Source organism: Cryobacterium sp. LW097 (assembly GCF_002205495.2).
Lineage (GTDB): Bacteria > Actinomycetota > Actinomycetes > Actinomycetales > Microbacteriaceae > Cryobacterium > Cryobacterium zongtaii.
In genome coordinates this window covers 2,910,569-2,933,618 of record NZ_CP021992.1, presented here as the reverse complement: position 1 = coordinate 2,933,618, position 23,050 = coordinate 2,910,569, and the positions used below count along the sequence as shown (strand labels likewise).

Here is a 23,050-nt window from a genome sequence, read left to right as displayed (position 1 = left end):
AGTCCACCATGTCGTTTGCTGCCGCCACCGGAACCCAATACAGCCTCACCCTGCAGACCCCGCAGGGCCCGGCCACGGCGACCATCACCGAGGTCGCCGCCGGCATCCGTGAATATGCACTCAACGGCACAGACCTGGTGGAGGGCTTCGCGGCGACGTCCGTACCGCCGCTCGGCGCCGGGACCGTGCTGGTGCCCTGGCCCAACCGCATCCGCGACGCGATCTGGACCCAGCACGGCGTGCGGCACCTGCTGGCCATCACCGAGCCGGCGCGGCTGAACGCCATCCACGGGCTGCTCGCCGTCACGGCTTATCGGCTGGTCGCCCAGAGCGACGCCGAGGTGACCCTGGCCGCCACGGTCTACCCGCAGGCCGGCTACTCGTACCAGCTGGACACCACCGTCAGCTATGCGCTCACGGCCGACGGCCTGGCCGTCACCCACACCATCCGCAACGTCGGCAGCGAGAGTGCCCCGGTCGCACTGGGCACCCACCCCTACCTCAAGATCGGTGACGTGCCCACCGGCGACCTCGTGTTGCGTCTGAACGCGACCAGCCACATCGACGTTGACCACCGGCTCAACCCCATCGGCGTCAGTCCCGTCGACGGCACCGCGTTCGACCTGCGCGCCGGCGCCCGGGTGGACGACCTCGACCTTGATGACGGGTTCGGCGGTGTGATCGTTCGGGACGGCCGCGGGGAGCACTCCCTCACCGCTCCGGACGGCCGCCGGGTCACACTCTGGGGCGACGAGAACATGGCCTACGTGCAGGCGTTCACGCCGCGCAACTTCCCGGTGCGCACCGGCACCGCGGACGGCGGCGAGACCACCGAACTCGGCCAGGCCGTGGCGATCGAGCCGATGACCGCTCCGGCGGATGCCTTCAACTCCGGCCACGGCCTCCGTTGGCTGGCTCCCGGCGAGGACTGGGTCGTTCGCTGGGGAATCACCCCGACGGGTTTCGCAGCCTGAGCAACCCGGCCTAGGGTGGCGGGAGCGCTGCGCACACCGCGCTCCCGGACCGACGAGGAACGACCAGACCCATGGCAACACCCTCCCTGAGTACATCCGCCCCCACCGCTCCCGGCGGCCGAGCCCCACTCAGCGCCTCCGACGAGGCCCGCCGGGTCGCACTCGTGGGCATGAAGCGATTGGCCCTGGGTCTGCTCGTGGCCATGGCCGTGGTCTTCGCGGTGTCGTTCGCGCTGCAGGACCGCTACCCGTGGCTCGAGTACGTGCGTGCTGCCGCCGAGGGCGGCATGGTGGGCGCGATCGCCGACTGGTTCGCCGTCACCGCGCTGTTCCGCTACCCGCTGGGGCTGCGCATCCCGCACACCAACATCATCGCCAACCGCAAGGACGAGATCGGCGAGAGCCTCGGCGAATTCGTGGAGTCGAACTTCCTCTCCGATGCCGTGGTGCGCGGCAAGCTCGAGTCCATCGGCATCTCCCGCCGCCTCGGCGCCTGGCTGGTGCAGCCCGCCAACGCCGAACGGCTCACCGACGAACTCGCGCACGCCGGCACCGGGCTGCTCGACCTGCTCAGCGACGACGACATCAAGGACCTGCTCGAGGGCGTCGCCCGTGAGCACCTGCTCGAACCTTCGTGGGCGCCGAGCCTGGGCCGGTTGGGCGAGAACCTGGTGGTCTCCGGTCGGCACCACGCCGCGGTGGACCTGCTGGTGGACAAGGCCCAGAGCTGGCTGCAGACCCACCCCGAGGCCTTCGGCACCTCGGTGTCGACCCGGCTGCCCCGCTGGGTGCCCGGCTTCGTCGGCGAAATGGTCGACGACAAGGCCTATCGCGAGGTGCTCGGTTTTGTGGCGACGGTGCAGGCCGACCCCGAGCATCCGCTGCGCGCAGCCATCGACCGCTACCTGGCCGAGCTGATGGACGACTTGCAGCACGATGACACCATGATCGAGAGGGTCGAGGTGCTCAAGCTCGAGTTGGTCGACAACGCCAAGCTGCGCGAGTTCGCCGGCGACGCGTGGGAGTCCGTCAAGCAGTCGCTGCTGAGCGCCCTGGCCGATCCGGCAAGCGCCGTGCGCACCGGCATCACCTCGACGGTGCTGGATGTGGGCGGCCGGCTGGTGCGCGACGCATCGCTGGGCGCCCGCATCGACCGCTGGCTGGCGGATGCGGCCGGCTACCTGCTGCAGAAGTACCGGCACGAGATCGCCGGCGTGATCACCGAAACCGTGGAGCGTTGGGACCCGGCCGAGACCACCGAGAAGATCGAGTTGCAGGTGGGCAAGGACCTGCAGTTCATCCGAATCAACGGAACCGTCGTCGGTGCGCTGGCCGGCCTGCTGATCTTCTCGCTCGCCCAGGGGGCGGTGCTCGTGTTCGGCCTGTGACCGCCTGGCACCTGGCGGATCCGGCCGATGCGGATGCCCGGACACTCTGACGGCGCCCACCGCGGTGAGCCATACTGAAACGGTGGAGAACGGTTCGCACAACACCCAGGGCAGCGCCACCCCGGGCCCGGCCACGCCCTCCACCGGCAGGATCGTCGACGAGGGCATGCTCATCGCCCTCGCCGCCGTGCGGATGGCCCTGAAGAACCGCATCATCGTCGGCGCCCTCCGCGACCACAGCGACTATGACCCGGCACAGTATGCCGCGCTCGCCAGGCAGGAACTGCTCGAGGTGGCCCGGCAGAACGACGAGGACTCCACCCGTGTCGAACGCCTCGGCGCCCACCTCTCGCGCACCACCGGTGCGGGCAAGAGCCGGGAGCTGGAGAACAAGCGCAGGGACGTCGTGCGGCTGGGTCGGCGACGCACCCTGCACGACCACGTCGCCGAACGGTTGCGGGAGATGGCCGACGACGACGAACAGGTCGCCGCTCTCGTACAGAAGGCCCGAGCGGATGCGCTCCAGGAGATCAACGACGCGCTCGCGGCCCGTCTCCTGGCCCAGCGCGTCGACCCGAACCAGCCAGGCTACGAGGCCGCCCGCGCCGCCAGTATGCGGGCCGTCGGCAAGATCGACCTCGCCGCCCTGGCCAAGAAGTCCCGGCACCGCGGCTGATCGCTGAGCGCCGGGGCGTGCGGGGCGGCCGGCACCGGCCCAGCCGTCGGCACGAAAGCCGTCGCCGTTCGCTACGCTCGAAGGGTGGATACCCAGGCAATACAGACTTTTCTCGATGACAGCGATTTCTCCGGCGTGGTGTTGGTGCGTGACGGCGACCGCACCATTTTTGAGGCGGCCCGCGGGTTCGCCACCCCGCGTTGGCAGGTGCCCAATACTCTGGACACCCGCTTCGACACGGCGTCGATCACCAAGCTCTTCACCAGTGTGGCCGTGCTGCAGCAGGTGGAAGCCGGCCGGCTCGACCTCGAGGCGTCGATCCACGAGTACGTGGACCTGGGGGGCAGCTCGATCGGCACCGACGTCACCCTGCTGCACCTGCTCACCCACACCAGCGGCATCGCCGATGACGTCGACGAGGAGGCCGGCGAGGACTACGACGAGTACTGGGCTGTGACCCCCAACTACTCGCTGATCGAAACGATCGACTTCCTGCCGTTGTTCGCCGACAAGCCGCGCCTGGCCCCGCCTGGGGTGCAGGTCGAGGACTGCAACGTCGGCTATATCCTCGCCGGGCTGGCCGTGGAGAGGGCCTCCGGCCTGTCCTACCGCGACTATGTGCGCGAAGAGGTCTTTGCCCGCTCGGGCATGGCCGACTCCGGTTTCTTCGACCGCCGCGACGCTGTGGAGCGGGTCGCCGAAGGCTGGGACCGCCGCGAGGACGGCAGCTGGGTCTCGAACATCTACAGCTCCCCGGCAATCGGCTCGCCCGATAGCGGCGCCCACACCACCGCCGGTGACCTGATGAACTTCCTCAACGCCGTCCGCGGCGGCCAGCTGCTCTCCAAGGAGTACACCGACGAGTTCTTCACCCCGCAGGTGGATTACGACGACGACGTGAAGTACGGCTTCGGCCTCGAGTTCGACCTCGACGACAACGGCAAGGTGCGCTCGTACTACAAGGACGGCGTCAACGCCGGCGCCAGCGGCATCCTGCGGCACTACCCCAAGAGCGGTCTCGACGTGGTGGTGCTCAGCAACGCCGAAGAGGGAGCCTGGGACCTCGTGGTGGAGATCGACGCCCAGTTCTAGGTGGATGGCGGTACCGGGTGCCGGTCGGCGGGTCAGGCGCCGGTATGCGGGTGGCACGCCACCCGCATAACGGCGCGGCGCCCGCACACCTGACCGCGTGCGCTCCGGCGACGGGATGGCGCGCAGGGTCCTACTCGGCCACCGTGGGCTGCGGGCAGCGCAGCTGGGTGCGCTCGCCGCTGCGGTCGATGTCGTGCGCGGTCATCGGCTCCCCGCAGAGCGGGCACCGGGCCACCGGGCGCTCCTGCGCAGGCACCTCGTCGTCGTACGGGCCCAGCGGCGGCGGGCCGATGAAGGGCAACAATCGACCGTTCAACCACGCCGTGAAGCCGCCGGCCTCCTTGATGGTCGGTTTGCGTTTCTTGGCAGAGGTCATAATAGTTAGTGTACTAACTAAATGGCGGCGTGGCCACGGGTGCCAGACGACGGATGCCCGGCCCCGGATGCCCGCTCAGGAGACGCGATGACCGAACCGAACGTGCTCGCCCTGGAGAACCAGGTCTGCTTCGCCCTCACCGTGGCGGCACGCACGACTGTGGCCCTGTACAAGCCGATCCTGGAGCCGCTGGGCCTCACCCATCCGCAGTACCTGGTGATGCTGGCGCTGTGGGAGCAGCATCCGCGCACCCTTCGCAGCCTGGCCGAGGTGCTGCGGTTGGAGCCGGCCACCCTGTCACCGTTGCTCAAGCGGCTGGAGGCGACCGGCCACATCCGCCGCGAGCGGTCGGCGACCGATGAGCGTGCGCTGCAGGTGACGTTGACCGAGCACGGCCGCGAGCTGCGCCACATCGCCGAAACCATCCCGGAACGGGTGGCCGGCACCCTGGAGATGTCGCCCGAGGCCCTGATCGCCCTGCGGGACACCCTCAACGAGGTCATTCGCGCCACCAGCGCGACCCGGTAACCCGGACCGGCGGCGGAGTCGTACGCTGGCGACATGCAGAAGATCTCGATCGACGCCCTCGCCCGCCAGCAACTCGCCGCGGCCACCACCGCCAGCAGCGGCCGGGCGGCCGACACCGTGTACGGCGGCCACGAGAAGGTGCTGCGCCAGACCGTCATCGGCATGGTCAAGGGCACCGTCCTGGCCGAGCACGAGAACCCGGGCGACGCCACCGTCTTCGTGGTGAGCGGGCGGGTGCGCCTGATCGTGGGGGAGGACTCCTGGCAGGCGCGCACCGGCGACCTGCTCATCGTGCCCGACGCCAGGCACAGCCTCGAGGCTGAAGAGGATGCGGCGATCCTGCTGACCGTCGCGAAGCGGCCCTAGGGAACGCCGAAATGCCCTGTTCCGGACGAGATGCCCCGGTGTGCCTGGGCAACTCGTTTGAGCGGGGGCTACTCGGTGGGAGAGCCGTTACTCGGGCGGGGCGGGCCAGCCCAGAGCGAGCTCGGTCGCAGCGGCGCTCGCCGCGGTGATGTCCTCGGCGCTGCCGCCGTTCTGCGCGGCAGCCAGCCCCACTAGGAACAGGCTCAGCGGCGCCGCCGGCCGGGCCACATTGTGCGCCACGTCCCGGGCCACGTCCAGTAGCAGTCCGGTGGGGACCACGTCGGCGTCGAGGCCGAGCCGGGTCGCGAGGGCGGCCAGCCACTCGTCGAGGGCTTCGGGAGGGAGCGGGATGTTAGTGCTCATGGTGTCACTCCTCGGTGGCGGTGGCGGTGGCAATAATGGTGGCACCGGGTGAGGCACCGGGCGCGGATTCCGCGCCGTCGGTCTCGATCACGGCACCGGAGGCGGCAGGCTGAGCCACCGGCAGCTGAGCGGCGTCGAACCGGCCGGACTCGGCATCGATGGTGAGCACCCGGCCGATCAGCGGCTCGCCGGTGCCGGTGATCAGGCGGACGGCCTCCGCCGCCAGGATCGCGCCGGCCTGGCCGCGCAGCGCACCGAGCACGCCGGGGTCGGCGGGGGCAGCGGCCGCGCCGGCCGCATCCGTGCCGAAGAAGTCGCGCAACCGGGTCGAGCGCTGGCCGCTGCGTCGTGGTGGGCTCGACCAGAACACCGACACCTCGGCGTTGCCGCGGGCCACGGAGCCCCACACCAGCGGCAGGCCGAGGCTGGCGCAGGTGTCGCCAACGAGGAACGGCTGCGGGGTGAGGTCGCTGCCGTCGATCACCAGGTCGTAGCCGCCGAGGATGCGGGTAGCCGACTCGGCCGTGAGGTCCTCGTCGTGCGCCGTCACTGCGGTGTCGGGGGAGAGGGTCAGGATGGTGGTGGTGGCGAGCACCAGGGCGTCGACGTCGAGCGGGCCCACGTCGGCCAGCCCGATGGTGCCCACCCCGGCCGCGGCGAGGGAACGCACGGCGGGCGCGCTGAGGCCCGTGGTGCCCAGCACCAGCACGCGGGCGGCCGCGAGGCGGCGGTGCCCGAGGTCATCGATCGGGGGCAGTCGCAGCTGGGGCAGGTTGCGCACCTGCTGCAGACGCGCGGTTTCGGTGGGGCTGAGCGGGCCGGTGGGCTCGACGAGAGGGGGAAGTGCCATGACACCACGGTACGCGGCAATCGTCCCCGGCATGCCCACGCCGCCCCGACCATCAAGCAGCCACAGTCCCGCTCTCGCGTGTTGTCCCTTCCGCGAGAGCGGCCGGATGGCTACTTCGCGGCGCTCGAAGCAGCCACGCTCCCGCTCTCGCGTGTTGTCCCTTCCGCGAGAGCGGCCGGATGGCTACTTCGCGGCGCTCGAAGCAGCCATAGGCCCGCTTTCGCGAACGGCCCGGTCCCTCCCACCATTCGAATCCGAGGATTAGGCTCGAAGGAGGTTCCGGTGATCCCGCACGGGCACACCCGACGCACTCCCGAGGAGGGCACCCATGAGTAGAGTCACGGCACGGCGCAAGATCACCCGGCTTACGGTGGGCCAGCCGCCGATCCGCCGGGAGGACGTGCTCGCGGTGGAGGAGCCGCTCGAGATGCGGGTCAACGGCCGTTCCCTGGCCGTGACCATGCGCACCCCCGGCCACGACGTCGATCTGGCCGCCGGTTTCCTGGTCTCCGAGGGCATCCTCACCCAGGCGGAGCACCTCGCCACCGCCCGGTACTGCGCCGGTGCCACCGCCGAGGGCGTGAACACGTACAACGTGCTCGACCTGCGCCTGGCGCCCGGCGTCGCCGGGCCCACCCCCGGCATGGAGCGGAACTTCCTCACCACCAGCTCCTGCGGGCTGTGCGGCAAGGAAAGCATCGATGCCGTGCGCACCAAGTCCACCTGGGACGTGCGCGCGGATGCCGTCCGCGTCGACGCCGAACTGCTCACGACGTTCCCCGACACGCTGCGCCAGGCGCAGGCGGTGTTCGAGAAGACCGGGGGCCTGCACGCGGCCGCCCTGTTCGTCGGGGCCACGGGCGAGATGCTGGTGATGCGGGAAGACGTGGGCCGGCACAATGCCGTCGACAAGGTGATCGGCTGGGCGGTCAAAGAAAACCTGCTTCCTTTGCGCGGGACCGTGCTGATGGTCTCCAGCCGGGCCAGCTTCGAACTCGCCCAGAAGGCACTGATGGCCGGCATCCCGGTGCTCGCCGCGGTGTCAGCGCCGTCGTCGCTCTCCGCCGAGTTCGCGCACGAGGTGGGCCTGACACTGGTCGGCTTCGTCCGCGGCGACTCGATGGTGATCTACGCCGGTGAGGAGCGCATCGTGCAGGGCGCGCTCGCCGCGGTCTGACCCAGCCTCGACTGTGCCCCGATCGGACTTCTGCGTCCGGCGCACCGGGCGCAGAAGTCCGATCGGGCAACAGTTGCCCGCCTCAGCGGCCCGGCGTCAGCTCAGAACCGGCAGCCCGGCCTCGTGTGCGATGAACCGCACGCTCATGGCCTTGTAGCCGGGGGTGTTCGATTCCCGGGCCACCAACTCCCGGTGCATCAGCTGGTTCGCCTCGGGGAAGTACGCCGCCGCGCAGCCGCGCGGGGTGGGGTACACCACGAGCCTGAACTTGTCGGCCCGGCGTTCCTGCCCGCCGAAGGTACTGATCACGTCGACCAGATCGCGGTCCGCAAAGCCCAGCTCGGTGACGTCGTCAGCGTGGATGAGGATCACCCGGCGGCCGTCCTTGATGCCGCGGTAGCGGTCATCCAGCCCGTAGAAGGTGGTGTTGTACTGGTCGTGGCTGCGCATGGTCTGCAGAATCAGGTGCCCGGGCGGCGGGGTGAGGTACTCCAGCGGGCTCACCGTGAACCGGGCCCGGCCGATGTCGGTGGCGAAGCTGCGGGTGTCGCGCGGCGGGTTGGGCAGCACAAAGCCGTTCTTGTCGCGCAGCCGCTTATTGAAGTCCTCAAAACCCGGCAGCACCCGGGCGATGTGGTCGCGGATGACGTCGTAGTCCTCCGCCATCGCCTTCCAATCCACCGGGTGGTCGTCGCCGAGCGTGGCCCTGGCCATCCGGGCCACGATCACCGGTTCGGCCAGCAGGTGCTCGGAGACCGGGGCGAGCCTGCCCTGGGTGGAGTGCACCATCGACATCGAGTCCTCCACCGACAGAACCTGCCGGCCCGACGGATGCTTGTCATCGGTGTCGGTGCGGCCCAGCGTCGGCAGAATGAGCGAGGTGACCCCGTGCATCACGTGGGACCGGTTCGGCTTGGTGGAGATGTGCACGGTCAGGCCCACCCGCTGCATCGCGGCCTCGAGCAGGTCGGTGTCGCTGCATGCGAGCGCGAAGTTGCCGCCCATCGACACGAACACGTCGACGTCGTCGTTCTCGAACGCCTCGACGGTATTCACCGAATCGAGGCCGTGCTCGCGGGGTGAGACGATGCCGAACTCGGCGTCGAGCGCGGCGAGCATGGCCTCCTTGGGCTTCTCCCACACCCCCATGGTGCGGTCGCCCTGCACGTTGGAATGCCCGCGTACCGGGCAGGCGCCGGCGCCGGGCTTGCCGAAGTTACCCTGCAGCAACAGCAGGTTGATGATCTCCTTGAGAGTGTTCACCGAGTGCGGCTGCTGGGTCAGGCCCAGCGCCCAGCAGATGATGGTGGCCTTCGACGCGGCGAGCATCTTCGCCACCACGCTGATCTCCAGACGCGACAGGCCGGTGGCCTTCTCGGTTTCGACCCAGTCGATCTCGGTGCGGGCGGCCCGGTACGCCTCGATGCCGTCGGTGTTCAGGTCGATGAACTCCTGGTCCACCACGGAACCGGGTACCCGGGCCTCCTCCTCGAGCAGCAGGTGGCCGAGCGCCTGGAACAGGGCCAGGTCACCGCCGACCTTGATCTGCAGGTACTCGTCGGCCAACGGCACCCCGTGGCCCACCAGACCGGTGGGGGTCTGCGGGTCCTTGAAGTTGAACAGCCCGGCCTCGGGCAGCGGGTTCACGGCGACGACCTTGCCGCCGTTGGCCTTGCAGTCGGACAGGGCGGACAGCATCCGAGGGTGGTTGGTGCCCGGGTTCTGGCCCACCACCAGAATCAGTTCGGCCACGTGGATGTCCTCCAGCGAGACGGTGCCCTTGCCAATGCCGATCGTGGGGTTCAGTGCCGACCCGGAGGATTCGTGGCACATGTTCGAGCAGTCCGGCAGGTTGTTGGTGCCGATCGACCGGGCGAACAATTGGTACAGGAACGCGGTCTCGTTGGCGGTGCGGCCCGAGGTGTAGAACACGGTGCGGTCCGCGGTGGTGGCGCGGATCTTCTCGCCGATCAGCGCGAAGGCGTCTTCCCAGGCGATGGGGGAGTAGTGGGTGTCGCCGGGGCGCACCACCACGGGCTGCGAGATGCGGCCCTGGTTGCCCAGCCAGTACTCGGTCTTGTCGGCCAGGTCGGCGAGCGAGTGCTCGGCCCAGAATCCCGGTCCGACGGTGCGGAGGGTGTTCTCCTCGGCCACGGCCTTGGCGCCGTTCTCGCAGAACTCGGCGGTTTTGCGGTGCCCGGTCGACTCCGGCCAGGCGCAGCCCGGGCAGTCGGTGCCGTTTCGCTGGTTGAGCCGCAGCAACGCCCGGGCGGTGCGACCGACCCCGGCCTGCGCGATGCCGCGGTCCAGCGCCACCACCACCGCCTCGAGGCCGGCGGCGGCCTTCTTGGGGGTGCCGATAACGAGGTCGTCTTCGTTGATGTCCTTGACCGGTGCGCGACGTGTCATGACCCCATCCTGCTCCTGTCGGAGCCGGATGCGTGCACCGGGTGCTCGCGGGTTTTGCGCTTTTACCGGGCCAAACGGATGCTCACGCGGCCAGCCCGTGTGAGCGGCGACCGTCCGCGCCCACGTTGCCTGCGGCCACGTCGGTGCCGTCGGGCACCCGGGTGTCCCGGTCCAGGCGCACACCGGCGGCGATCCGCACGTTGCGGCCGATGCGCACATGGCTGCCCAGGTGGGCACCGCCCGAGACGAGGCTGCCCTCGCCGATGTGCACGTTCTGGCCGACGAACACCTTGTCGCCGATGACGACGTCGTGGTCGATCCAGCTGCCCGGCCCGACCCACGACTCCCGGCCCACCTGCGCGCCTGACTCGATGTAGGCGGACTCGGAGATGAACGCGCTCGGTTGCACGGTCGACTTGCCGGACACCCACCCATTGCCGTTGGGGTGTCGGCGGTACTTCTCGATCACGCCGGTCTCCACCTCGACGTCGATGTTCTTGCGCACTGGGCTCCTCTCCTGACGCGCGGTATGTGCGCCGTCCTGCGCCGAAGCGCCGATTACGCGCCCGCGGCCGGACTACAGCACACCAGAATGCGCGTCTAGGGAGGGGGAAACACTGAAGACTCGCAGGACATTCCGTGCGCGTGCCCAGTCTCGGCGGCCGTTGTGGGATTGCGGTGACGATCCTAGGGTGGGGCCATGGCCAGAGGTGAGCTGTTCCCGGTCGTCAATTGTGTCGATCTCGCGACCACCTGGAGATGGTACGTGAGCGTGCTGTCCGGCGTTGTCGACTACCGGTTTCCCGAGCGCGGTGAGCCGGACTACCTCACCCTGCGCATCGGTGACGGTCAGGTGGCTCTCGGTCGGGGCACGGCGCCGGCCCTCTACGGCGAGACCCCCCGCCCGGCGACCGGCCACGCCGTGGACCTGTGTATGTACGTGCCCGACCTGGCGGCCGTGGTCGAGGCCGCGGCCGCGGCTGTCGTGGTGCCGCCGGCCGACATGCCGTGGGGTGAACGGGTCGCGTACCTGCGCGATCCCGAGGGCACCATGCTCCTGGTGATCCAGGATGCCGACAGCAACGAATCGGGGCCGTCCTGAGCAGTCAGACGCGGCACGATCGACCGGCCGTGTCCCGGCACCCGAGAACACCCCCGGCGTTAAGAAAGTGGGCCCCGTCGGGCTCGAACCGACGACCCAAGGATTAAAAGTCCTTTGCTCTACCAACTGAGCTAGAGGCCCGCGGTTAATAACTTAGCGTGGATTGGCGGACGGTTTTTGTGACTAGCGTGGATGCATCCGCCACAGACGTCGGCCGGCAACACCCACACCAACCGGCGACGTACCCGACTACGCTGCCCTGAAAGCCAGGAGGAGAGCGATGGCCGACGATTTCCACAAGCCCACCCAGTTCTCGGGCGCCAAGTTCGAATCGATGATGGGCGGCGAAGATCCCGCGCAGATCAGCCGGGTCGCCCACGAGACCGCCCAGGCGTTGATCGCCAGGGTGCGTGACAGCCCCGACCCCGAGGTCGTGGAGCGCCTGGTGGCGTACACCGACGAGCACGGCATAGACGCGGTGGCGGAGCTGTGGTCGCGGGCCACGCCGCGCAGCCTGCCGGGCGCGCTCTGGCGCATCTACCTGGTGCGGTTGCTGATCCGGCAGGATGCCGATGGCACGGCGTTCCTTTACCAGCGCGGTATCGACGTGGCCGTCACCATCGACCCCCTCGTCGCCGGTGCGGCCGTGCCGACCGGTCCAGCCGAGATCATCCTGCTCGCCGACGAGATCCTCCGGGGCGTATTCACCGGCGACTTCGCCGTCGCCCTGGACCGGGCAGCCGCCTTCTGCCGGGTGATCGGCGCCGGCTGCGCGAGTGTCGCCGACGACCTGGACAGCACCGAACCTGGCCGTTCCTCGGAGCTGACCACCCGGGCCCTGCGGTTCTCCACTACCGCGCAGGAGTTCACCTCCTGCGCCCGGCTGTGGCGCAGCGACTCCCTCGAATAATTTCCCGGGCATCCCGGAATGAACTCTCAGCCGATGTCGTTTACACTTGATGCTGGCCGGACCGTAGTAACCCCGGGCTCCAATATTCGCCGTCTAGAACGGCCTCACGCCGAGAGGCGTTCTGCGGTCCGGCCTTCACTTTGCCCGGCGGCCACCCGGGCGGATCTTTTTCGCTCCAGACCAATCCAGCAGGGACTCGGTACCGAACCCTAAGCATGGAAGGGGACTGGACCTGACATGCTGGATCTCATGACTGCTGAGTTCGACCTCGACGCCTCGTCGACAGCGCCTTCGAAAGAAGAGCTGCTCGCTCGGGTAGCCGAAGGCGACCAATCGGCTTTCGGTGAGCTTTACGACCAGATCGCTCCACGGGTGCTTGGCCTTGTCAAGCGCGTACTGATCGATCACGCACAGTCGGAGGAAGTGACCCAGGAGATTTTCCTGGAGATCTGGCAGACGGCATCGCGGTACGAGTCGCAGCGTGGCGGGGCCTCGACCTGGATCATGACCATGGCGCACCGACGTGCGATCGACCGGATTCGGTCGTCGCAGGCCGGCCGCGACCGGGACACCAAAATCGGAATCCGCGACCTCGCGGTGCCCTATGACCACGTCGCCGAAACCGTCGAGGTCAAAATCGAGCATGAAAGGGTGGAGAAGGCAATGTCCAGACTGACCGAACTGCAACGCCAGGCCGTGAGCCTGTCGTACTTCAGCGGTTACAGTCACCGTGAGGTCGCCGACCACCTGCACATCCCGCTCGGCACCGTGAAAACCCGGCTGCGCGACGGGTTAATTCGTCTGCGAGATGAACTGGGGGTGGGCGCATGAGCGACACCGACAAGCCCGATACCGATCTGACCGGCAACGGTCCCACCAACAACCCGGCCGACCTGGCCGGCGCATACGCCCTGCACGCCCTCAGCGCCGACGAGGCCGCCGAATACGAGCGGTACCTGGCTCAGTCGGAGCAGGCCCGCATCGAGGCCGCCGAACTCAGCGACACCGCCGTGGCCCTCAGTCTGTCGGTGGCGCCTGTGCAGCCCTCCAGCGCGCTCAAGGCCGGCCTGATGGCCCAGCTGGCCTCCACCCCGCAGCTCTCCCCGCTCCCGCCCGCGGCCGACTCGGTGACTCCTGACGAACCCACCGCCACGACGGATGCGCCGCCCGCGGCCATCCCGATCGGTTCCGCGTCCGCTCGTGCCGCTGCCGTTCCGGGCAGCGCCTCGACTTCGGCATCCTCGGCCGACAAGTTCGCCGCCGGTAAGGGATCCGCCGGCGCCCCGGGCTCTGCCGCCGAACGGGCCCAGCGCCGCTGGTTCCAGCGTCCCGCCGGGTACCTCGTCGCGGCAGCGGCCGCCGCCGCCCTCTTCGTCGGCGGCACGTTCGCCGGCCAAGCCCTCTACGGCGATCCCAGCCAGGACTTCGCCCAAGAGCAGGCCGCCAGCCTCGCCGAGATCAACGCGGCCTCCGACAGCCAGCGGGCGTCGACCAAGACCGCCGACGGCCAGGATGCCACGCTGGTGTGGTCCGGAGAGCTCGGCCTGTCCGCGATCATCGTCGACGACCTGCCCGCCCTCGGCGACGACCAGGACTACCAGCTCTGGTACATCGGAACCGCAGGGCCCGTCCCGGCGGGCACCTTCGACTCCGACGGCTCCGGCACCGCCTGGCGGGTGCTCGACGGCACCATGTCCGCCGGCGACGCCGTCGGTGTCACGGTGGAACCCTCGGGTGGATCCGAGCAGCCCACCAGCGACCCGATCGTCGCCATCCAGAGCTAGCTCGCTCGCCAACGGGCCCGCACCCGGTGCCGGCACCTGCCGGTCCGGACCGGGCCGGCACGTACCTGCCCGGCCGGCACGTACCTGCCCGGCCGGCACGTACCTGCCCGGCCGGCACGTACCCGCCCGGGCCTGCCCGTACCTGCCCGTGCCGGTCGGCGCCGGCCCGCGTGGCGCGAGGCCAGCATCCCGATGACCCCGACTTGCCGCAAAGTCTCCCGTCCGGGGCCCTGAAGCGGTACCTTGACCGAAGTCGCTGGCCGGCAGCATCCTTACTTGCCGCAAAGCCCCCCCGCCGGAAGGGGCAGCAACTGGCAAGTCCGCCCCGCACCCAGCGGTGAGTTGCCGGTTCGGGCCCCTTCAGGGAGCCGGAAGGGGCGCCAAATGGCAACTCGCTGGCGCATGCTCGCTGTGTGCCCTAGAGCTGGAGGCCGGCTGCGCCGGGTGGGTAGGCTCGAGACATGACCCTGCCTTTCACGCTGCTCATCGACCCGGAGCCGGCCGACTCCACCCGCACCGACTTCGTGGACACGTTCCACGAGATCGACTCCGGCGCCCCGGCACTGCGGGTCGCCGAGCTGAGCACCCAACGCGGCGACGGCATCTTCGAGACCCTCAGCGTGGTCAACGGGCACCCGCAAGAGGTTGAGCCGCACATCAGCCGGCTCATCAACTCCGCCCAGATCTGCGACCTGCCGGTGCCCAACCCCGCCCAGTGGCGCGCTGCGATCGCCTATGCAGTGGCCCGGATCCCCGGCGAGGGCGAACTGGCGCTCAAGTTCGTGCTCAGCCGCGGCGTCGAGAACGGACCCGCGCCCACCGCCTGGCTGCACGCCACCCGCGCCGCCGACTTCACCGCGGTGCGCGAGCACGGCATCAGGGTGATCACCCTCGACCGCGGCTACCCGCGCGGGGTCGCCGAGCAGGCACCCTGGCTGCTGATGGGCGCCAAGACCCTCAGCTATGCCATCAATATGGCTGCCCTGCGCGAGGCCAAGCGCCGTGGCGCCGATGACACTATCTTCCTCACCCACGACGGCTATGTCATGGAGGGCCCCACGTCGAGCGTGATTCTGCGCATCGACGGCCGTTACGTCACTCCGGCGCCGAGCGGCGCCATCCTGCACGGCACCACCCAGCAGAGCGTGTTCGAGTACCTCACCGCGCACGGGGAGAGCGTCGAGTACCGCGATGTCACGGTCGATGAGCTGCGGGCGGCGGATGCGGCGTGGCTGGTCTCCAGCGTGCGTCTCGCGGTCGCTGTGATCGCCCTGGACGGCGTGGAGTTCCCCCACGACACCGAGCTCACCCGCGCCCTGAACGCGTCCCTGCTGGCCCGCACCGGCGCCTAGCGCAGCCACCCGTCGCGCGAGAGCGGCCGCGTGGCTGCTTCGCGGGGCACGAGGTGACCGTTTGGCCGCTCTCGCGACACGACGGTTCCGCGAGAGCGGCCGCGTGGCTGCTTCGCGGGGCACGAGGTGACCGTTTGGCCGCTTTCGCGACACGACGGTGGTAGACGGGGAACACGCACGGCGGGGACGAAAGACCGCCCGGGCGACCTTGGGGTCGACCGGGCGGCGGGAGCAACGGGTGCGTGGTTAGCCGAAGCGGCCGGAGACGTAGTCCTCGGTGGCCTGCACGGTGGGATTGGAGAAGATCGTGGTGGTGTCGTCGTACTCGATGAGCTTGCCCGGCTTGCCGGTGCCCGCGATGTTGAAGAACGCGGTGCGGTCCGAAACCCGCGAGGCCTGCTGCATGTTGTGCGTCACGATGACGATCGTGTAGTCGGTCTTCATCTCTTCGATGAGGTCCTCGATCGCGAGGGTGGAGATCGGGTCGAGCGCCGAGCAGGGCTCGTCCATCAGGATCACGTCGGGCTGCACGGCGATGGCGCGGGCGATGCAGAGACGCTGCTGCTGGCCGCCGGAGAGGCTCGAGCCGGGCTTGTCCAGGCGGTCCTTCACCTCGTTCCAGAGGTTCGCGCCGCTCAGCGAGCGTTCGATCAGCGCGTCGGCGTCGCTCTTGGCCATCCGACGGTTGTTCAGCTTGACGCCGGCCAGAACGTTGTCACCGATCGACATGGTGGGGAACGGGTTGGGCCGCTGGAACACCATGCCGACCTGACGGCGGACGAGCACCGGGTCGACGCCGGGGCCGTAGAGGTTGTTGCCGTCGATGAGCACTTCACCGTCGACGTGAGCGCCGGGGATGACCTCGTGCATGCGGTTGAGGGTGCGCAGGAACGTGGACTTGCCGCAGCCGGAGGGGCCGATCAGCGCGGTCACCGTGCGCGGTTCAATGGTCAGCGACACGCCCTCCACGGCGAGGAATTTGCTGTAGTAGACGTCGAGGTCGTTGACTTCAATGCGCTTGGACATGTGTTCCTTCGAATCTGTTGAAGCTGGAGTCTGGGCGGCGGCTGCGTCAGCGGCCGAGTTTGGGGGAGAAGGTGCGCGCGACCAGCCGGGCCACGAGGTTGAGCAGCATGACGATCACGATCAGGGTGAGCGCACCGGCCCAGGCCCGGTCGATGTAGGCCTGCGAATCGGCGCCCTGGCTGGCGTACTGGTTGTAAACGAACACCGGCAGGGTCATCATCCGCTCGTTGAACAGGTCGTAGTTCATGCTGGCGGTGAAGCCGGCGACGATCAGCAACGGCGCGGTCTCGCCGATCACGCGGGAGATCGAGATCATGATGCCCGTGACGATGCCGGCCAGTGACGTCGGCAGCACCACCTTCACGATGGTCAGCCACTTGGGCACACCGAGTGCGTAGGCGGCCTCGCGCAACTCGTTGGGCACCAGCTTGAGCATCTCTTCGCTGGAGCGCACCACCACCGGGATCATCAGCACCGACAGAGCCACCGAGCCGCCGAAGCCGAACCGGATGCCGGGGTCGTTGAACAGCAGCGAGAACAGGGCGTAGGCGAACAGGCCGGCCACGATCGAGGGGATGCCGGTCATCACGTCGACGAAGAAGGTGATGCCGCGGGCGAGCCGGCCGCGACCGTATTCGGTGAGGTAGATGGCCGTGAGCAGCCCGATCGGCACCGAGATGAGGGTGGCCAGCCCGGTGACGAAGAGGGTTCCGACGATGGCGTGCAGGGCCCCGCCGCCGGCGCCCACGACGTTCCGCTGGGACTCGGTGAAGAAGGTGGGGGTCATGAAGGCGGGCAGCCCGTTGACGATGGTCGTGCCGACCAGGGAGATCAACGGGATCAGCGCCACCACGAACGCGATGGTGACCAGGGCGGTGACCAGGCGGTCTTTGGCCCGGCGGGTGCCCTCGACGAAGTAGGAGAACAGGAACAGGGCGATGCAGTACAGGACGGTTCCGAAGAACAGCGTGCCGGCCCAGTTGAAGCTCTCGGTGGCGCCGGAGAGGAAGATCACCACGAAGATGGCGCCCACGACCAGCCAGCTGGCGGCGAGCACCATCATGGGGGCGTTCTTGGGCAGCTTGCCGGCGGTGAGGGAGTTCGTCACGGGAGAGGAGGCGGTCATGGTGATGCTCATCAATTCGCTCCTGAGAAGGCCTTGCGGCGGTTGATGATCACGCGGGCGATCATGTTCACGATCAGCGTGATGACAAAGAGTACGAGGCCGGTGGCCAGCAGGATGTTGACCCCGACGCCGTGTGCCTCGGGGAAGTTCAGCGCGATGTTGGCCGCGATGGTGTTGGAGTTCTGCGAGGTGAGCAGTTGGAAGATCACCTCGGGGTTGGGGGAGAGCACCATGGCCACGGCCATGGTCTCGCCGAGCGCGCGGCCCAGGCCCAGCATGGCGGCGGAGATGATGCCGGCGCGGCCGAAGGGCAGCACGGCCATGGTGATCATTTCCCAGCGGGTGGCGCCGAGGGCCAGCGAGGCTTCCTCGTAGAGCACCGGGGTCTGCAGGAAGATCTCCCGGCAGATGGCGGTGATGATCGGCAGCACCATCACGGCGAGCACGATGGCCACGGTGAGGATCGTGCGGCCGGTGCCGGACACGGGGCCGGCGAACAGCGGGAACCAGCCGAACCAGTCGACGAGGTTGGCGTAGAACGGCTGCACCATCGGGGCCAGCACTCCGATGCCCCAGAGGCCGAAGACCACGGAGGGAACGGCGGCGAGGAGGTCGATGAGGTAGCCCAGGCCCTGCGCGAGTTTGCGCGGGGCGTAGTGCGAGATGAAGAGGGCCACGGCGATGGCGACGGGCACGGCCATCAGCAGGGCCAGGAAGGCCGACCAGACCGTACCGAAGGCCAGCGGGGCCACGTAGGACCAGAAGTTGCTGAAGTCGCCCTTGAAGGCGTCAGCCGGCGCCACGAAGGCGGGGATGCTCTGCACGAAGAGGAACAGGGCCACGGCGGCCAACATGGCCAGGATCAGGCTGCCTGCTACCACCGTTGCGGTGGAGAAGATGCGGTCGCCCGGTCGTTCCTTGGCCTTGATCGCAATACGGTCAACTGCGGTCGTCATTCCGAGCGTCTCCCTGGAGGGGTGAGGTGATACCGGTAAGGGTGGATCTTGAGCCGGACCCCAAGCCTCAGTGTGCCCGGCAGGGCGACCGCGTGCAACGCGATCGCCCTGCCGGGCGGTGTTACTGAAGCCGGAAGCTCAGCGGATGTTGAGTTACTTGACGGTCTCGAGGACAGCGGCAACCTTGGCCTGCAGGTCAGCGGACAGCGGTGCGGCGCCGGCGGATGCCGCAGCCTCAGCCTGGCCGTCCTCGCTGGCCATGTAGCTGACGTACTCCTTGACGAGGGCGCCCTGTTCGGCGTCCGCGTACTCGGTGCAGACCAGCGCGTAGCTCACCAGAACGAGCGGGTAGTGCGTCGCGTCGGTGGTGAGGCGGTCCAGCTTGACGGCCAGATCGTTGTCGGCGCGGCCTTCGACGAGCGGCGAACCGTCGACGACTGCTGCGGCGGCCTCGGCCGTGTACTCGACGAACTCGTCGCCGACCTTGATCTTGGCGACACCGAGGTCACCGGCGCGGGAAGCGTCGGCGTAGCCGATGGTGCCGGTGCCGTTGGTGACGGCGTCGACGACACCGGAGGTGCCCTGGGCGCCCTCACCGGTGGCGTACGGGAACGGGTCGGCCGGCTTTTCGGTCCACACGTCGGGTGCGGCCTGGAAGAGGTAGTCCGCGAAGTTCTTGGTGGTTCCCGAGTCGTCCGAGCGGTGCACGGCGGTGATCGCGGTGGCCGGCAGGTCGGCGTCGGCGTTCAGCGCGACGATGGCCGGGTCGTTCCAGGTGGTGATGGCGCCGGTGAAGATCTTGGCGAGCGTGTCGGCATCCAGGTTGAGGTCGGTGACGCCCTCAACGTTGAAGATGACGGCGATCGGGGAGATGTAGACCGGCAGGTCGACGGCGAGGGTGTCGGGGGCGCAAGCGGCGAACGTGCCGGCCAGCTCCTCGTCGCTCAGGTAGGAGTCAGAACCGGCGAAGTCGGTGCCGCCGGCGATGAAGGTCTCGCGGCCGGCGCCGGAGCCCGACGGGTCGTAGTTGATGGTGACGTCCGGGTTGGCCGTCTGGAAAGCGGAGATCCACGCTTCCTGGGCCGAGCCCTGCGAGGAGGCGCCCGCGGCGTTGATCGTGCCGGTGAGGGTGCTGTCGGCGGCGTCGTCGGTAGCCGTGCTGCCGGCTTCGTTCGAGGCGCAGGAGGAAAGAACGAGGGCTGCGGCAATAGCAATGACCGCGGGGCGGCCAAAACGCATGAGATTCACAAGGATCCTTTTCAGGTTGACTACAGGGAATGCGATCACAGGAGAATCCTGCGAACTTCGGGCCGGTGCTGGCCCTCGGTAGACGCTAATCCGTGTGGTTAACGACACTCCCCCTCCTTGGTGAACGGGAGGTAAACGACATCCGTCGAGTGGACCTCGTGCCACCTGCGCTGCGCACATCAGCGCCCGCAGTCCCGGTCGGGTCTGTGAGCGCTGGGAGAACCGGGTCAGAGGCGCGGCGGGTGGGTCTCGATGGCGAGGATGCCCGCGCTCGGGTTGTCGCTGGAGAGGTGCACGACCGAGAACCCGCTGGGCGACAACGCTGCGGCGTTGCCCAGCTGCTGGGTCATCGGGGAGCCCGTCGCCAGGGCGATCTCGCGCAGGATGTCTGGCAGCACCGGGCCGTGGCTGCAGAGCACCGCGGTCTTGCGGGCGCGGATGCGCTTGCCTACGTTGTGGCGCACATCGGAGGTGCCCTGCTCCCACGCATCCTGGCTGATCAGGTCGGTGCGCTTGAACGGCACCCCTGTCGCGGCCGACAGCGGTGCCACGGTGGTCACGCAGCGGGTGGCGGTGCTGGTGAAGATGCGCTGCGGCTGCCAGGCGCTCACCGTGGGGACCAGGGCGGCGGCCTGGGTCACTCCGCGTTCGCTGAGCGGGCGGGTGGCGTCCGGGCCAGACCAGTCGTGCGGCGCGGTGGCCTTGGCGTGGCGCAGCGCGATGATCGCGAAGGTGCTCGTGATGCCCTGGGCCACCAGGCGGGCGAACGCGTCGATGATCTCCACGTCCGGGGCGTAGCTGAGGTAGGTCCTGGCCTTCTTGATGGTCACCCATTCCAGGGCGGCGACCTCACCGTTGGGCACAAAGGTGGAGCGCAGAATGTGCTCCGGCAGCACCTCGGCGGCCCAGTAGTGCACGATCTTGGCCTTGCCGTTGGGCATCGGGTACTCCGACACGCCCAGCGGCACGCCCAGGGCGATGGCCAGCCCGGTCTCTTCCTCGATCTCCCGCACGGCCGTGACCGGCAGTGTCTCGCCGGGGTCGACCTTGCCCTTGGGGATGGTGATATCGCCGTGCACGGTGCGGTGGATCAGCAGCACGTGCATCCGGCCGTCGATGAGGCGCCAACAGACGGCTCCGGCCGCGAACACGGGGGCGAGGTCGCTCATCGGCGGCTCACGGGTCGCTTGCGCTGGCCGATCTGCTGCATCAACCGGTTCTGCATGTCGTCCAGCGGCTTCCCGTCGGCGTCCTGGTGGTGCCGGGTCCACTCTCCGTTCTCGTCGAGCCACCACGACGAGGTGCGCTCGTCCATCGCCCGGGTGAACAGGGCATCCACCTCGCCCAGGTGCCGCGGGTCGACCAGGCGCACCAGCGCCTCCACCCGACGGTCGAGGTTGCGGTGCATCATGTCCGCGCTGCCGATGAAGACCTGGGTCTCGCCCAGGGTGTGGAACGAGAAGATCCGCGAGTGCTCGAGGTAGCGGCCCAGGATCGACCGCACCCGAATGTTCTCGCTCATGCCGGGCACGCCGGGCTTGAGGCTGCAGATGCCGCGTACCCACACGTCAACGGGCACACCGGCCTGGCTGGCGCGGTACAGCGCGTCGATGATGTCCTCGTCCACCATCGAGTTGACCTTGATGCGGATGCCGGCGGGCTTGCCGGCCAGCGCGTTCGCGGTTTCATCGGCGATGCGCTTGAGCAGGGCCTTGCGCAGGTGCAGGGGAGCAACCAGCAGGCGCTTGAACTTCTTCTCGATCGCGTAGCCGGAGAGCTCGTTGAACAGCCGGGTCAGGTCCTTGCCGACCTGGTCATCCGCGGTCAGCAGCCCCATGTCTTCGTAGATGCGGCTGGTCTTGGGGTTGTAGTTGCCGGTGCCGATGTGGCTGTAGTGCCGCAGCACGCCCTTCTCATAACGCACCACCAGGGCCAGCTTGCAGTGGGTTTTCAGGCCCACGAGGCCGTAGACCACGTGCACGCCGGCCTTCTCCAGCTTGCGCGCCCAGGAGATGTTCGCCTGCTCGTCGAAGCGGGCCTTGATCTCCACCAGGGCGAGAACCTGCTTGCCCGATTCCGCGGCGGCAATCAAAGCCTCCACGATCGGGCTGTCGCCGGAGGTACGGTACAGGGTCTGCTTGATGGCCAGCACGTTCGGGTCCGCGGCGGCCTGCTCGAGGAACGCCTGCACGCTGGTCGCGAAGGATTCGTACGGGTGGTGCAGCAGAACGTCGCCGCGGCTGATGGCGCGGAAGATGTCGGGTTCGTCGTTGGGTTCGCCGGTGAGCAGCTGCGCGGCCGTGGTGGGCACGTGCTTCGTGTAGTGCAGGTCGGGACGGTCGATGCGCAGATCGAACAGCCCGCCGAGGTCCAGGGGCGCCGGCAGCCTGTACACCTCCTGCTCGGTCACGTCGAGTTCACGCACGAGCAGGCCCAGGGTCACCTCGTCCATGTCCTCGGTGACCTCGAGGCGAATGGGCGGGCCGAACCGGCGGCGCAGCAGCTCCTTCTCAAGGGCCTTGATCAGGTTCTCGGTGTCGTCTTCCTCGATGACGACGTCCTCGTTGCGGGTGACCCTGAACACGTGGTGTTCGAGGATGTCCATGCCGGGGAAGAGGTCCTCGAGGTGGTTGGCAATGAGGTCCTCGAGGGTGATGAAGCGCACCTTGTCGACGGACTCGGTGCGGTCCACCCGCACGAAGCGCGGCAGCATGGAGGGCACCTTGAGGCGGGCGAACTCCTGCTTGCCGGTCTTGGAGCTGTGCAGGCGCACGGCCAGGTTCAGCGACAGACCGGAAATATAGGGGAACGGGTGCGCGGGGTCGACGGCCAGCGGCATCAGCACCGGGAAGATCTGATTGCCGAAGTAGCCGCGCAACGACCGGCGGTCCACGTCGCTCAGGCTGTCCCAGGTGACGATGTCCACGCCGTGTTCGGCCAGCGCCGGGCGCACCAGCTCCTGGAACGCGTGAGCGTGCCGGTCCTGCAGCACGTGGGCGGCGGCGGCGATGTCGGAGAGCACATCCTGCGGGGCTCGGCCCACATTGGTGGGCACGGCCAGCCCGGTGAGGATGCGGCGCTTGAGGCCGGCGACCCGCACCATGAAAAACTCGTCGAGGTTGTTGGCGAAGATGGCCAGGAAGTTCGCCCGTTCGAGCACCGGCAAGGCCGGGTCCTCGGCGAGTTCGAGTACCCGCTGGTTGAAGGCCAGCCAGCTCAGCTCCCGGTCGAGGTACCGCTCGCTCGGTAGCGCCGGATCGTTTTTGCCGATCTGGGGGTCAAAATCGTCGTCGAGTTCGCTCTCGAGCCCTGAGGTGCCTGGGATGTTGTCGCCGTCCATCTGTCCA

Annotated in this window: 23 protein-coding genes and 1 tRNA gene; 12 read left to right on the top strand and 12 right to left on the bottom strand. The window is 68.6% G+C overall.

Translation table 11 applies throughout. The annotated features are described in order from the left end of the window. The first annotated feature begins 8 nt into the window (after positions 1-8). The 4 genes from B7495_RS13770 to B7495_RS13755 all read left to right on the top strand — a co-directional run bounded on the left by B7495_RS13770 (position 9) and on the right by B7495_RS13755 (position 4,130). Positions 9-974: an aldose 1-epimerase family protein gene (locus tag B7495_RS13770; RefSeq protein ID WP_088457087.1), complete on the top strand. Its 966-nt coding sequence runs from the start codon at positions 9-11 to the stop codon at positions 972-974. 71 nt (positions 975-1,045) lie between these two features. Next, positions 1,046-2,362: a DUF445 domain-containing protein gene (locus tag B7495_RS13765; RefSeq protein ID WP_121678496.1), complete on the top strand. Its 1,317-nt coding sequence runs from the start codon at positions 1,046-1,048 to the stop codon at positions 2,360-2,362. 82 nt (positions 2,363-2,444) lie between these two features. Then, positions 2,445-3,038, top strand: coding sequence for a hypothetical protein (locus B7495_RS13760; RefSeq protein ID WP_088457086.1), 594 nt, complete (start codon positions 2,445-2,447; stop codon positions 3,036-3,038). A gap of 84 nt (positions 3,039-3,122) precedes the next feature. Beyond that, positions 3,123-4,130 carry a serine hydrolase gene (locus B7495_RS13755; protein ID WP_088457085.1) on the top strand — a complete coding sequence of 336 codons (1,008 nt, stop codon included), beginning with the start codon at positions 3,123-3,125 and terminating at the stop codon, positions 4,128-4,130. 130 nt (positions 4,131-4,260) lie between these two features. On the opposite strand, the gene B7495_RS13750 is transcribed toward B7495_RS13755, so the two are convergent. After that, positions 4,261-4,506 (bottom strand): hypothetical protein, encoded by a 246-nt coding sequence (locus B7495_RS13750; RefSeq protein WP_088457084.1) that lies wholly within the window; start codon positions 4,504-4,506, stop codon positions 4,261-4,263. 87 nt (positions 4,507-4,593) lie between these two features. Here B7495_RS13750 and B7495_RS13745 point away from each other — a divergent pair, with 87 nt between their 5' ends. Beyond that, positions 4,594-5,034 (top strand): MarR family winged helix-turn-helix transcriptional regulator, encoded by a 441-nt coding sequence (locus tag B7495_RS13745; RefSeq protein ID WP_088457083.1) that lies wholly within the window; start codon positions 4,594-4,596, stop codon positions 5,032-5,034. Between the two features lie 33 nt (positions 5,035-5,067). Beyond that, a complete protein-coding gene (locus tag B7495_RS13740; protein ID WP_088457082.1) occupies positions 5,068-5,400 on the top strand; it encodes a cupin domain-containing protein in 333 nt (110 codons plus the stop codon). Positions 5,401-5,487: 87 nt separating this feature from the next. On the opposite strand, the gene B7495_RS19275 is transcribed toward B7495_RS13740, so the two are convergent. Both B7495_RS19275 and B7495_RS13730 read right to left on the bottom strand, forming a co-directional pair. Next, positions 5,488-5,763 carry a DUF6457 domain-containing protein gene (locus B7495_RS19275; protein WP_088457081.1) on the bottom strand — a complete coding sequence of 92 codons (276 nt, stop codon included), beginning with the start codon at positions 5,761-5,763 and terminating at the stop codon, positions 5,488-5,490. A 4-nt stretch (positions 5,764-5,767) separates the two neighbouring features. Next, a complete protein-coding gene (locus B7495_RS13730) occupies positions 5,768-6,613 on the bottom strand; it encodes a ThiF family adenylyltransferase (protein WP_168195329.1) in 846 nt (281 codons plus the stop codon). 328 nt (positions 6,614-6,941) lie between these two features. Between B7495_RS13730 and fdhD the strand changes: the two genes are divergently transcribed. Next, positions 6,942-7,790: a formate dehydrogenase accessory sulfurtransferase FdhD gene (fdhD, locus tag B7495_RS13725; RefSeq protein ID WP_088457079.1), complete on the top strand. Its 849-nt coding sequence runs from the start codon at positions 6,942-6,944 to the stop codon at positions 7,788-7,790. Between the two features lie 96 nt (positions 7,791-7,886). Here fdhD and B7495_RS13720 read toward each other — a convergent pair whose 3' ends face one another. Next, a complete protein-coding gene (locus tag B7495_RS13720) occupies positions 7,887-10,199 on the bottom strand; it encodes an FdhF/YdeP family oxidoreductase (RefSeq protein ID WP_088457078.1) in 2,313 nt (770 codons plus the stop codon). 82 nt (positions 10,200-10,281) lie between these two features. Next, positions 10,282-10,704 (bottom strand): hypothetical protein, encoded by a 423-nt coding sequence (locus B7495_RS13715; protein ID WP_165787893.1) that lies wholly within the window; start codon positions 10,702-10,704, stop codon positions 10,282-10,284. Positions 10,705-10,899: 195 nt separating this feature from the next. Here B7495_RS13715 and B7495_RS13710 point away from each other — a divergent pair, with 195 nt between their 5' ends. Continuing rightward, positions 10,900-11,301 (top strand): glyoxalase/bleomycin resistance/extradiol dioxygenase family protein, encoded by a 402-nt coding sequence (locus B7495_RS13710; RefSeq protein WP_088457076.1) that lies wholly within the window; start codon positions 10,900-10,902, stop codon positions 11,299-11,301. A 68-nt stretch (positions 11,302-11,369) separates the two neighbouring features. Here B7495_RS13710 and B7495_RS13705 read toward each other — a convergent pair. Next, positions 11,370-11,442, bottom strand: a tRNA-Lys gene (locus B7495_RS13705). A gap of 139 nt (positions 11,443-11,581) precedes the next feature. Between B7495_RS13705 and B7495_RS13700 the strand changes: the two genes are divergently transcribed. The 4 genes from B7495_RS13700 (at position 11,582) to B7495_RS13685 (ending at position 15,347) form a co-directional block, all read left to right on the top strand. Next, positions 11,582-12,211, top strand: a complete 630-nt coding sequence (locus tag B7495_RS13700) for a DNA-directed RNA polymerase subunit beta (protein ID WP_088457075.1) — start codon at positions 11,582-11,584, stop codon at positions 12,209-12,211. A gap of 249 nt (positions 12,212-12,460) precedes the next feature. Beyond that, complete coding sequence (locus B7495_RS13695; RefSeq protein WP_240632256.1) at positions 12,461-13,042, top strand: sigma-70 family RNA polymerase sigma factor; 582 nt, start codon at positions 12,461-12,463, stop codon at positions 13,040-13,042. After that, positions 13,039-13,995, top strand: a complete 957-nt coding sequence (locus B7495_RS13690; RefSeq protein ID WP_088457073.1) for an anti-sigma factor — start codon at positions 13,039-13,041, stop codon at positions 13,993-13,995. The genes B7495_RS13695 and B7495_RS13690 overlap by 4 nt, the downstream gene beginning before the upstream one ends. Before the next feature lie 461 nt (positions 13,996-14,456). Continuing rightward, a complete protein-coding gene (locus B7495_RS13685) occupies positions 14,457-15,347 on the top strand; it encodes an aminodeoxychorismate lyase (RefSeq protein WP_088457072.1) in 891 nt (296 codons plus the stop codon). A 246-nt stretch (positions 15,348-15,593) separates the two neighbouring features. Here B7495_RS13685 and pstB read toward each other — a convergent pair whose 3' ends face one another. The 6 genes from pstB to B7495_RS13655 all read right to left on the bottom strand — a co-directional run bounded on the left by pstB (position 15,594) and on the right by B7495_RS13655 (position 23,043). Next, complete coding sequence (gene pstB, locus B7495_RS13680) at positions 15,594-16,373, bottom strand: phosphate ABC transporter ATP-binding protein PstB (protein ID WP_088457071.1); 780 nt, start codon at positions 16,371-16,373, stop codon at positions 15,594-15,596. A 46-nt stretch (positions 16,374-16,419) separates the two neighbouring features. Beyond that, positions 16,420-17,511 (bottom strand): phosphate ABC transporter permease PstA, encoded by a 1,092-nt coding sequence (pstA, locus tag B7495_RS13675; protein WP_088457070.1) that lies wholly within the window; start codon positions 17,509-17,511, stop codon positions 16,420-16,422. Further along, positions 17,511-18,455, bottom strand: coding sequence for a phosphate ABC transporter permease subunit PstC (pstC, locus tag B7495_RS13670; RefSeq protein ID WP_088457069.1), 945 nt, complete (start codon positions 18,453-18,455; stop codon positions 17,511-17,513). The genes pstA and pstC overlap by 1 nt, the downstream gene beginning before the upstream one ends. A 153-nt stretch (positions 18,456-18,608) precedes the next feature. Next, the gene (gene pstS / locus B7495_RS13665) at positions 18,609-19,703 is read right to left on the bottom strand and encodes a phosphate ABC transporter substrate-binding protein PstS (RefSeq protein WP_370028165.1); all 1,095 of its coding nucleotides are present in this window, start codon (positions 19,701-19,703) and stop codon (positions 18,609-18,611) included. Positions 19,704-19,930: 227 nt separating this feature from the next. Continuing rightward, positions 19,931-20,872, bottom strand: coding sequence for an NUDIX hydrolase (locus B7495_RS13660; RefSeq protein WP_088457067.1), 942 nt, complete (start codon positions 20,870-20,872; stop codon positions 19,931-19,933). Beyond that, positions 20,869-23,043, bottom strand: a complete 2,175-nt coding sequence (locus B7495_RS13655) for an RNA degradosome polyphosphate kinase (RefSeq protein ID WP_088457066.1) — start codon at positions 23,041-23,043, stop codon at positions 20,869-20,871. Before B7495_RS13655 ends, B7495_RS13660 begins: the two co-directional genes overlap by 4 nt. Positions 23,044-23,050 lie beyond the last annotated feature (7 nt).

What these genes read in the sequence shown, in the direction of transcription:
- B7495_RS13685 (WP_088457072.1), top strand. Translation starts at nt 14,457, where the DNA reads ATGACCCTGCCTTTCACGCTGCTCATCGACCCGGAGCCGGCCGACTCC.
- B7495_RS13710 (WP_088457076.1), top strand. Translation starts at nt 10,900, where the DNA reads ATGGCCAGAGGTGAGCTGTTCCCGGTCGTCAATTGTGTCGATCTCGCG.
- B7495_RS13770 (WP_088457087.1), top strand. Translation starts at nt 9, where the DNA reads ATGTCGTTTGCTGCCGCCACCGGAACCCAATACAGCCTCACCCTGCAG.
- B7495_RS13655 (WP_088457066.1), bottom strand. Translation starts at nt 23,043, where the DNA reads ATGGACGGCGACAACATCCCAGGCACCTCAGGGCTCGAGAGCGAACTC.
- B7495_RS13700 (WP_088457075.1), top strand. Translation starts at nt 11,582, where the DNA reads ATGGCCGACGATTTCCACAAGCCCACCCAGTTCTCGGGCGCCAAGTTC.
- B7495_RS19275 (WP_088457081.1), bottom strand. Translation starts at nt 5,763, where the DNA reads ATGAGCACTAACATCCCGCTCCCTCCCGAAGCCCTCGACGAGTGGCTG.
- B7495_RS13740 (WP_088457082.1), top strand. Translation starts at nt 5,068, where the DNA reads ATGCAGAAGATCTCGATCGACGCCCTCGCCCGCCAGCAACTCGCCGCG.
- B7495_RS13695 (WP_240632256.1), top strand. Translation starts at nt 12,461, where the DNA reads ATGACTGCTGAGTTCGACCTCGACGCCTCGTCGACAGCGCCTTCGAAA.
- pstB (WP_088457071.1), bottom strand. Translation starts at nt 16,373, where the DNA reads ATGTCCAAGCGCATTGAAGTCAACGACCTCGACGTCTACTACAGCAAA.
- B7495_RS13745 (WP_088457083.1), top strand. Translation starts at nt 4,594, where the DNA reads ATGACCGAACCGAACGTGCTCGCCCTGGAGAACCAGGTCTGCTTCGCC.
- B7495_RS13765 (WP_121678496.1), top strand. Translation starts at nt 1,046, where the DNA reads ATGGCAACACCCTCCCTGAGTACATCCGCCCCCACCGCTCCCGGCGGC.
- B7495_RS13690 (WP_088457073.1), top strand. Translation starts at nt 13,039, where the DNA reads ATGAGCGACACCGACAAGCCCGATACCGATCTGACCGGCAACGGTCCC.
- B7495_RS13750 (WP_088457084.1), bottom strand. Translation starts at nt 4,506, where the DNA reads ATGACCTCTGCCAAGAAACGCAAACCGACCATCAAGGAGGCCGGCGGC.
- B7495_RS13660 (WP_088457067.1), bottom strand. Translation starts at nt 20,872, where the DNA reads ATGAGCGACCTCGCCCCCGTGTTCGCGGCCGGAGCCGTCTGTTGGCGC.
- pstA (WP_088457070.1), bottom strand. Translation starts at nt 17,511, where the DNA reads ATGAGCATCACCATGACCGCCTCCTCTCCCGTGACGAACTCCCTCACC.
- B7495_RS13720 (WP_088457078.1), bottom strand. Translation starts at nt 10,199, where the DNA reads ATGACACGTCGCGCACCGGTCAAGGACATCAACGAAGACGACCTCGTT.
- pstC (WP_088457069.1), bottom strand. Translation starts at nt 18,455, where the DNA reads ATGACGACCGCAGTTGACCGTATTGCGATCAAGGCCAAGGAACGACCG.
- fdhD (WP_088457079.1), top strand. Translation starts at nt 6,942, where the DNA reads ATGAGTAGAGTCACGGCACGGCGCAAGATCACCCGGCTTACGGTGGGC.
- B7495_RS13730 (WP_168195329.1), bottom strand. Translation starts at nt 6,613, where the DNA reads ATGGCACTTCCCCCTCTCGTCGAGCCCACCGGCCCGCTCAGCCCCACC.